This is a genomic window from Nocardia sp. NPDC005366, assembly GCF_040606855.1.
Lineage (GTDB): Bacteria > Actinomycetota > Actinomycetes > Mycobacteriales > Mycobacteriaceae > Nocardia.
Genome location: NZ_JBEXFQ010000005.1, coordinates 239,604 through 249,745, shown reverse-complemented (window position 1 = coordinate 249,745; position 10,142 = coordinate 239,604). Strand labels below are relative to the sequence as shown.

4 protein-coding genes and 1 pseudogene are annotated in these 10,142 nt (G+C 68.1%); all 5 read left to right on the top strand.

All coding sequences use genetic code 11. From position 1 onward, the window contains the following. The first annotated feature begins 110 nt into the window (after positions 1 to 110). The 5 genes and pseudogenes from ABZS43_RS08560 (at position 111) to ABZS43_RS08540 (ending at position 10,110) form a co-directional block, all read left to right on the top strand. Complete coding sequence (locus tag ABZS43_RS08560; RefSeq protein ID WP_355035180.1) at positions 111 to 869, top strand: alpha/beta fold hydrolase; 759 nt, start codon at positions 111 to 113, stop codon at positions 867 to 869. After that, positions 866 to 2,209: a polyketide synthase gene (locus tag ABZS43_RS08555; RefSeq protein WP_355035179.1), complete on the top strand. Its 1,344-nt coding sequence runs from the start codon at positions 866 to 868 to the stop codon at positions 2,207 to 2,209. Before ABZS43_RS08560 ends, ABZS43_RS08555 begins: the two co-directional genes overlap by 4 nt. Positions 2,210 to 2,243: 34 nt before the next feature. Further along, positions 2,244 to 5,309 (top strand): annotated as a pseudogene (nbtC, locus tag ABZS43_RS08550) (nocobactin polyketide synthase NbtC); the annotation flags it as partial. A 237-nt stretch (positions 5,310 to 5,546) separates the two neighbouring features. Then, a complete protein-coding gene (locus tag ABZS43_RS08545; RefSeq protein WP_355035230.1) occupies positions 5,547 to 6,590 on the top strand; it encodes a class I SAM-dependent methyltransferase in 1,044 nt (347 codons plus the stop codon). A gap of 7 nt (positions 6,591 to 6,597) precedes the next feature. Beyond that, positions 6,598 to 10,110 carry an amino acid adenylation domain-containing protein gene (locus ABZS43_RS08540; RefSeq protein ID WP_355035178.1) on the top strand — a complete coding sequence of 1,171 codons (3,513 nt, stop codon included), beginning with the start codon at positions 6,598 to 6,600 and terminating at the stop codon, positions 10,108 to 10,110. Positions 10,111 to 10,142 lie beyond the last annotated feature (32 nt).

The window sequence follows — 10,142 nt, the reverse complement described above, 5'->3', positions numbered from 1 at the left end:
GTAGCCTTACCTAAGCAGTCGGAACCTGCTGCGGTGGCACATGTATCGAACGGTTCGCGGATTCGCTTCCGCTGTAGTTGTCGGCGGGAGTTTCGAAAGTGGGTAGCACTATGCAGCACAAACCGGGATGGATAAGGAAGTTTCACAAGCCGGATTCACCCGAGCGGCTGCCGTTGCTGGTCTTTCCGCACGCGGGTGCGGGCGCGTCCGCGTATCGCACACTCTCCAAAGCATTCAGCGCGCATTACGACGTCATCATCTTCCAATATCCCGGACGTCAAGATCGCGCCGGCGAACCGGCACTGACCTCGCTGCCGGATATCGCCGCCGGGGCATTCGCTGAATTCCGTCTGTCCGGATACAACCGTGACGTGCCGATCGTCGCGTTCGGGCACAGCATGGGCGCACTGGTGTCCTTCGAATTCGTCAGACTCGCGCTCGCCGCGGGCATCGACGTACGGCAGCTCACGATTTCGGCCGCGGTGGCGCCGTCGCGCGCCCGATATCGCAAGCCGACACCGGAAGACGACGACGAACTGCTCGATCACCTCGCAATGCTCGAGGGCATCAATTCCGATGTCCTCGCCAGCCGCGAGATCATGCGGCTGTCGCTGCCGGCCATCAAGGCCGATCACCGCGCGTCGGAGGCCTACCGGTGCCCCGAGACGGTGCGCGTCGGGACCAGAATCCACGCCATCGGCGGCGATCGGGACCCGATCGTGTCGATGGCCGATCTGCACGGATGGCATCGCCACGGCGACGATGTCGAGGTCACCATGTTCGAGGGCGGGCATTTCTATCTGCACAACCACGTCGAGGCCATCGCGGAGCTGCTCGCCGAACAGGCCCGCCCCGGATCGCCGGTATGAGCTCGAGAGGATCAGCGGTGCCATCGGCAACGGCGCATGACGTCGACCACATCGTCATTTCCGGTATGGCCATCGAGGCGCCCGGTGGTGTCGACAGTCCCGGATCGTTCTGGTCCGCGCTGGCGGCGTCCGAGGAGTTGATCGGACCATTTCCCCGCGATCGCGGCTGGCCGGTCGAGGATCTGCTGTCGGTCTCCGATCTCGAAGGCTGGAGTCACGTCAGCGACGCGGGCGGATTCCTCGACAACGCCGCGGAATTCGACCCGGCATTCTTCGGAATCGGCCACCGCGAAGCGATCGCGACGGATCCGCAGCAGCGCGTGGCGTTGCGGGTGGCGTGGCGAGCGCTCGAGAATTCGGGAATCAATCCGGGTGCGCTCGCGGGCGAGGACGCCGGATGTTTCATCGGGTGTTCGCCGATGGAATACGGTCCGCTCGCCTCGGAAGTGAACGAGTACACCGGTGTTCGGACCATCGGCTACGGCTTGCTGAGCGTCGCGGGCCGGGTGTCGCACTGCCTCGGACTGACCGGTCCTTCGATGACCGTCGACGCGGCCTGCGCCTCATCCCTGACCGCCGTTCATCTCGCCGCCGCCGCCGTGCGCGACGGTGATTGCGCATGGGCGCTGGCGGGTGCGGTCTGCGTCATGGGCTCGCCGATGGCCTTCTACGAATTCTCCAAGCACAACGCCCTGTCGACCGACGGTCACTGCCGGTCCTATGCCGAGGACGCCACCGGCACGCTGTGGGGTGAGGGCGCCGGCATCGTCATCGTCGAACGCGAGTCGAGGGCGCGGCGGCTCGGACATCGGATCTACGGCCGGATCCTCGGCTCCCATCACAATCACAACGGCAAGGGCAAACCGATTCTGGTGCCGCGCACCGACGCACAGGAACGGTTGATCCGCAGGACCATCGAGAAATCGGGCATCGATCCGGCCGTCGTCGGCCTGATCGAGGGGCACGGCACGGCCACCCGCGCCGGTGATCCGGTCGAACTCGTCGCATTGCAGAACACCTACGGCATGGCGGGTTCCGAGCCGCTGCTCGGCTCGGTGAAATCCAATGCCGGTCACGCGCAGGCCGCCGCGGGCATGCTCGGACTGGTCAAACTGCTGCTCGCGGGCAGGAATGGCACGATTCCGCCGACGCTGTTCGCCGACAATCCCACCACGCGGGTGGATTGGGAGCGGTCGAGTCTGCGGCTGGCGAAGGAACTGGAGCCGTGGGAACCGACGAACGGCGTCCGCTACGGCGCGGTGTCCTCCTTCGGCGCCGGGGGATCCAACGCGCACGCCATCATCGCGATGCCCGTTTGTGAGGAGAACGACGATTTCTAGCTATCGACTGCCCGACGGTTCGATTCCGGTCCTGCTGTCGGCGGATACGCCTGGCACGCTGCGCGACGAGGCCGCGGCCATCTTCTCCTACGTGTCGGATCGCCCGAAGCTCACCCCGGATCGGGTGGCAGACATGCTGTTGCGCACCAGGATCGCGCGACGGCACCGCGCCCTGCTGATGGTGAACGATCGAGACGATCTCGTCGCGGCGCTGGCCGCGGTGCGTGCGGGATTCGACCATCCGGCTGTCGTCGCCACCACCGAACCCGCCGCCGCGCATCGACTCGCCTACGTGCTGCCCGGCCAGGGCACCCAGCGCCCCGGCATGGGCAGACTCTTCTACGACCTGGTGCCCGCGTTCCGCGCGGAGGCCGACCGCTGCGACGCGATATTCCGCGATCAGTTCGGCGAATCGCCGCTGCCCTACCTGCTCGCCGCCGCCGCCGACGCCGACGCCGACGCCCACGCCGCCGCCGACGACGACGACGCCGCCCGGATCGTGCAACCCGCGCTGTTCGTGCAGATGGTCGGGCTCGGCGCGATGTGGCGTTCGGTCGGCATCGAGGCTCATGCCACGGTCGGTCACAGCCAGGGCGAGATCGCCGCGGCCTACCTGTCCGGGACCATGACCCTCGCCGATGCGATCGTCGTCGTCGGAACCAGGGCGCACGCCGTCGACACGATCGGTTCCGACCGATACGCCATGGCCGTCGTCGCCGCCGACCGCGACGAATGTGAGGACGTGCTCGCCCGCCAGTCCGGTTGGGCCCAGGTCTCGGTGGTCAATTCGCCGCGCATGGTGGGAATCTCCGGTGATCGGGACACCGTGCGGGCCGTGGTCGACGTTCTCGCCGCACGCGGCCGTTTCGCCCGTGTCATCAAGGTCCGCTACCCGGCGCACACCGGTCTGCTCAACGAATTCCGCGATGTCATCCGCGAGGCCGTGCACAGCCGGTTGGCGAACGCCCACTTCCTCGACAGCGATATCGACTGTCTCGGCGCGACTCTCGGCGATGCGATCACCACCGACCTTCCGGTCGACGAGTACTGGTTCTGGAATCTGCGCAATCCGGTCCGATTCGATCGGGCCATCGCCGCCGCCGTCACGCGCGAAGTCGATACCTTCGTCGAACTCGCCGAACATCCGACGCTGCAATTGGCCGTCGAGGAGAACCTCGCCGTGTGTGCGAGCGATCGCGCCACCCTGGTGTGCGGCACGTCCAGCCGGACGGCGACCGATCTGGCCGAATTCACCAGGAATCTCGCGGTCTTGGCGGTCAACGACCTGAATTACCGCTGGGAGAGTCTTCGCGTCGAATCCGATGCCCCCGTCCCGTTGCCGCTGTCGGATTTCCCGAATGTGCGGATGAACGAGATGACGCTGTGGCTTCCCCACGATGTCACCCTCGGCAACGCCAGAGCTGGCGCCGACGCCGGGGCGCGGACACGGGTCGTCCCCGCGCGGCCGGACCCGGTCGTGCCGGTGCGGACCGGCCAGGTTCCGCAACTGCTCGAGGAGGACTGGGTCCGCCTCGTGCGGCGTTCGATGACCGCGCCGCGTGCGCTCGGCATCGTCGATCACACCGGTACGAGCGCCGAACTGGCCGCCGCGCTGGTCGACTACGCGACGAATCAGGGTCTGGTCGGGCGGATGCTCGATATCGAAGCGGGTGCGGGGGGCGGCGATATCGACACCATCGTCGTCCTGCTACCCACCCTGCCCGATCTGGAGGGGCCCGCCGCGATCTCGGAGATCGCGGAATTCTTCGGCGCGAGGCGCTGGTGGGTCAAACCCGACGCGGGGGTGACCGAATACTGGCTTCTCACGGTCGGCGGCGAGGCCGTCCTACCCGAGGACGCGCCGCCGAACCCGGTGCACGCCGCGGTGGCAGCAGGATTCCGTTCGGTGGGAGCGGAATACCCGTCCGTCGCGTTCCGGCATCTGGATCTCCTTGCGGGACAAACAAATTCGGCGGCGGCTGCCTCGGTCGTCACCGCCCTGCATACGGTGGCGGAGCCGGAATTGGCGCTGCGCGAGGGCAATCTCTACGCCAAGCGGCTCGTCGAAGCCGATCGGTGCGCGCTGAGCGGGCCGTCCACGCCGGAGAATGTCGTCATCACCGGCGGCACCGGCAGTCTCGGTCTGGAATTCTGCGAGCACGTGGTTCGTCAGGGGGCCCGGCGCGTCACCCTGGTCAGCAGGTCGGGCGAAACCGAGGCGGTCACGGGACGACTGCGCGGGATTCGCGCGCTCGGTTCGGCCGAGGTCACGGTCGTGCCGTGCGATATCGGTGACGCCGCGTCCGTCGCGCGGCTGGCCGAGCGGCTCGGGGACGCGCCCGCGCAGCTCATCATCCACGCGGCGGCCGACAATTCGGCCATCGGTGAACTCGAACTCGCGGAGATCACCCACGCACATGTCGAACAGGCCATGTCAGGGAAGGTCGCCGGTATCGCGAATATCCTGAACGCGCTGACCAGGGCCGACGAGTGCCGGATTGTGCTGTGCTCCTCGCTCGCCGCCTCGCTCGGCGGACGCGGCACCGTCGTCTACGCCGCGGCCAACCGGATGATCGACGCGTTCGCGCGCCACCGGCTGGCCGAAGGTCTCCCGTGCGTTTCGGTGCAGTGGGGACAGTGGGCGGTCTTCGAGGGCAGGGGTAACGCCGACATCGCGAAACTGGCCGAGGTCGGCTATCTTCCGATGGCCTCGGCCGACGCCATCGCACTCGGTCTCGGCGGTGTGCGCGGCAATGCCGCGGTCGCCGCCTTCGATTGGGATCGCGGGCGTACGGTTCTCGGCGCGTTCGGCTACGGTCCGCTGCTGTCCGGGTTGGACACGCCGGACGCCCCCACACCCGGTGCCGCGGATGCGGCCCCGGCGGCGGCCGAGGCGGACGTACCTGGCCGGATGGCGCGACTGCTCGCCGAGATCATCGGAGCCGACGATCTCGACACGATCGATAACACCAAGCCGCTGGTCGCCATCGGTCTGGATTCCCTGCAGGCCCTCGAATTGCGCAGGCGCGTCAAGAGCGCGTTCCGCACCGATCTGCCGGTAGCCGATCTCATCGGAGGGGCATCGCTCGATGATGTCGTGCGGCTCATCGAGACCGAGCGGGACGGCGGGGCCGCGGCACACACGGTCGTCACCGAGGTCGCGCCACCGACGCGGTCCGCGCCCGTGGTGGAAACCCTGCCGAAGGGAGCGGCGGTGAGTTCGGTCGCTCGCATCGCCAGGGCGAAACAGGCTGCCCAGCACGCGATTCCGAGTGATTTCGATGCCGGTAGGTTCCGCTCGGCACGCGAGGATATCGATCTGTTCGGATTGCGCGCCATGCTGGCAGCGGTCGAACCCGCGTTGTCCGGCAGCGATATTCGCACCGTGGACGATATCGCGGCGCGCATGGAATTCGCGCCGCGTCACCGCTGGCTGCTGCGGCAATGGTTGCGGGCGCTGGCCGCGCACGGCAGCGTCGAGGGCGATTCGGATCGCGGTTACCGGTATGCGGGGCCGGTGCGGGAGCCCGCCAGGCAGGATCTCGTGGAGGTATGCGCCGACCTGGGCTATTCGCGACCACTGGCGACCTTCCTCCAGGCATCCGACGACCACCTGACCGAACTCGCCAGTGACACGATGCGATTGCAGGAGCTGCTGTTCCCCAACGGGGATATGACGACCGCCGAGGCCGCCTACCGCGACAACCTCAGCAGCCGCTACCTGAATCTGGCGGCGGGCCGGGCGGTCGCCGACCTCGTCGACGGGTTGCGCGGCGACCGATCGCCGGTGCGCATCCTGGAATTGGGCGCGGGAATCGGCGGGACCACCGACGATGTCACGGCGGCACTGTCCGGGCTGCCGGTCGAGTACCACTTCACCGACGTGTCCACCTTCTTCCTCGAGGCCGCCAAGAGCCGGTTCGCCGACTATCCCTGGATGCGCTTCGGACTCGTCGATATGAACGCGGATCTGGGAAATCAGCCGCGCTACGACATCGTGATCGCGGCGAATGTGCTGCACAACGCCTACGACATCGGGGTGACCCTGGGGCAGTTGCACGATCTGCTGAATCCCGGTGGCGCGGTGGTCGTCATCGAGACCTGCCACGCGCACTGCGAACAGCTGACCTCGGTGCATTTCCTGATGTCGCCGGGTAGCGATCAGCCGCACGCGGGCCTGACCGACGTACGGGCGGGCACCGACCGGATCTTCCTGACCGAGGACGAATGGCGCGAACAGCTGGTGGCATCCGGTTTCACACCGGAACTGGTGCTGCCGGAAGCCGACCATCCGGTGGCCATGCTCGACCAGCGGGTCTTCCTCGGCATTCGCCCACTGAGCAGACTCGATCCGCCGGATGCGGCGACAGGTAAGGAGTGAGAGCGGCATGGAGTCGACACGGCAGTCGGGCGGCGGCGAGGTCGGCATCGGCATCGGCATCGGCAAGGAGGAGATCAGGGCCGCGGTAGCGGGCCAACTCGGTATCGACGCGGGCGATTTCGCCGATCACGACGACCTCATCCAGTTGGGTCTTGACTCGATCCGCACGATGAAATTGGCGGGCGGCTGGCGCAAACGCGGAGCCGATATCAACTTCGCCCAGCTCGCGGCCAGTCCATCGGTGGCGTCCTGGCACGATCTGCTCAACGCCGACGCGGCCGGTGCGCAGCCCGAGCCCGTCGGGGAATCACCGACCGCCGAACCCGATGCCGAAGACGCGCCCTTCCCATTGGCCACCATGCAGCACGCGTACTGGATCGGGCGCTCCGACGAACAGGAACTCGGCGGCGTCGCGGCCCATCTCTACGTCGAATTCGACGGTGGCCGTATCGATCCGGTGCGGCTCGAGCGCGCCGCGGCCGACCTGGTCGCCGCCCATCCGATGCTGCGCACCCGATTCCTGCCGGACGGCACGCAGCAGACCATGCCCCGACCGGGCAGGCCCGTCTTCGCCGTCGTGGATGTGCGGGGACAGACGCCCGAGGCGGCCGAAGCGGCGTTGCTGGAGTTGCGCGACAGGAAAACCCATCAGCGCCTCGCCATCGAAGACGGTCAGGTCATCGACATCACGCTCACCCTGCGCGAGGAGAACAGCACCCGCCTGCATCTCGACGTCGACATGCTGGCCGGTGACGCGATGAGCTACCGGGTCCTGATCTCCGAACTCACCGAGCTGTACCACGGCGCGACCGTGTCGGCCCCCGGCTACACCTACCGGCGCTACCGCACCGAACGCCGGGACAGCGACGCCGCACGCGATCGGGACCGCCGGTGGTGGCAGCAGCGGATGCCGGAACTGCCGGGCGCACTCGAACTTCCGACCGTCCCGGTCGGCGAGCGCGCCGAGCCCCATCGCACCGTCCGCTACGACCATTGGCTTGGGCCCGAGGCCACACGGCGCCTGCGCGCCGCGGCCCATCAGCGGGGTCTCACCCCGGCGATCGCCCTGGCCGCGGTATTCGCGGAGACCATCGGAGGCTGGTCGGCGCGGAATCGTTTCCTGCTGAACGTCCCGCTGTTCCACCGTGAACCGGTCCATCCCGAAATCGACAGGGTGATAGGCGATTTCACCTCATCGATCATGCTCGAGATCGATGTCAGCGAGGATATGACGGTGGCCGACAGGGCCAGGGCGCTACAGCGGACCATGCACGAAAGCGGCGCGCACACTGCCTATTCCGGGCTGGAGGTGCTGCGCGATCTCGGCAGGTATCGCGGCGAGCCGGTGCTGGCCCCCGTCGTCTACACCAGCGCGCTGAATCTGGGCGAACTGTTCGCCGAGCGGGTCACCGAGACGTTCGGCGACCCGGTGTGGATCATCTCCCAGGGCCCGCAGGTCCTGCTGGACGCCCAGGTCACCGAGGTGCGCGGCGGACTGCTGCTCAACTGGGACGTCCGCGAATCGGCATTCCCCGCGGGCATGGTCGAGGCCATGTTCGCCCGGTACACCAGGGCGATCGGACGGCTCGGCGACGGCGACGCGGGCTGGAACGCGCAGGCCGCCGTGCGGTTGCCGGTCGATCAGGCCGAGGTCAGGGCCGCGGTCAACGCGACCGACGGCCCGGTGAGCGGCCGCTGCCTGCACCAGGGTCTGTTCGACTACGCCGCAGCCGATCCCGACGCGCCCGCCGTGGTGTGGGGACTCGGGACCGACGCGGGGGGCTGGAGCTACGGCGAACTCGCGGAACGCGCGCTCGCCGTAGCCGGTGCGCTGCGGGCGGAGGGGGTACGGCCCGGCGATGCCGTCGCCGTCCAACTGCCGAAGGGGCCGGACCAGATCCTCGCAGTCCTCGGCGTGCTCGCGGCGGGCGCGACCTACGTGCCGATCGGATTCGATCAGCCGGTCGGCAGGCGCGCCGAAATCCTGCGCACCGGCGCGATCGTCGCCGCGTTGACGACGCCAGGCGCGGATATGGACGTGCCGATCCCGTGCCTGTCCATCGAGGCCGTACGCGACTATCCACGGCCGCTCGCCGCCCCCGTCTTCCCCGAGACCGACGCGATCGCCTACGTGATCTTCACCTCCGGTTCGACGGGCGTGCCCAAGGGCGTCGACGTGCCGCACCGCGGTGCGATGAACACCATCGACGCGGTGAACGAATGGTTCGAGGTCGGCAGCGCCGATCGGGTACTCGCGCTGTCCGCCTTGGAATTCGACGCGTCGGTCTACGACATGTTCGGCATGTTCGCCGTCGGCGGCTCCGTGGTCGCCGTCGACCCCGCCCAGCGCGCCGAAGCGACGACCTGGGTGGAACTGCTGCGCCGGCACCGGGTTTCGATCCTGAACTGCGTGCCGAGCATGCTCGACATGATTCTGGAGATCGGCGGCGACCGACTGGGCGATTCGTTGCGGGCGGTCACGCTCGGCGGCGACTGGGTCGGCGCTGATCTGGCCCGCAGGCTGGCCGCGCAGGTGCCCGGCTGCCGGTTCTCCGGATTGGGCGGGGCCACCGAGACCTCCATCCACAACACTATCTGCGAGGTCGTCGGCGAACCGCCCGCGCACTGGGCGACGGTGCCGTTCGGTATTCCGCTGCGCAATGTGCGATGCCGGGTCGTCTCGCAGTCCGGCCGGGACTGCCCCGACTGGGTGCCCGGTGAATTCTGGGTCGGCGGAGCGAATGTCGCCGCGGGCTACCGCGACGATCCCGAGCGCACCGCCGAGCGTTTCGTCGAATACGAGGGTATCCGCTGGTACAGGACCGGCGATATCGCCAGGTACTGGCCCGACGGCACCATCGAATTCCTCGGTCGCGCCGACCATCAGGTGCAGATCCGCGGCTACCGGGTCGAACTCGGTGAGGTGGAGAGCGCGCTACGCACCGTACCGGGGGTGCGCCACGCCGTCGCGGCGGTCGTCGGCGCGGGCGCACCGAAACTGGTTGCCGCCATAGCGGGGAACACCGACGATATCGGCGACATCACCGCCGCCGTGGCGGATCTGCTGCCCGGCTACATGATTCCGACCAGGGTCGAAGTCGTGACGCAGATGCCGCTGACCGATAACGGCAAACTGGACCGAAGGGCCGTGGTCGCGCTACTCGAACCGGGTGCGGGCGAGATCGAGAACAGCGCCGCGCGCGACGATCTCGAGGCCGCGCTCGCCGATATCTTCGCCGGGGCGCTCGGAGTCGACGCGGTCGGCGTGCACGACGATTTCTTCGGCCTCGGCGGCGATTCGGTGCTGGCCACCACCGTCATCGCGCGGGTGCGGGAATGGCTCGAGGTCGACCACGCGCTTGTCGCGGATATCTTCGCGACGCGCACCGTGGCGAGTCTGGCCGAGCGGCTCGGCAAGCGGGAAGCCGATCGGGGCGCCCCGGAACGGCTTGCCGCGGTCGCGCGCCTCTACCTGGAGGTCGCGGCGATGACCGATGAGGAGATTCTGGCCGAGGCGTGAGAGCGGTCGCCGGTGTCGACCCGGAGACCCGC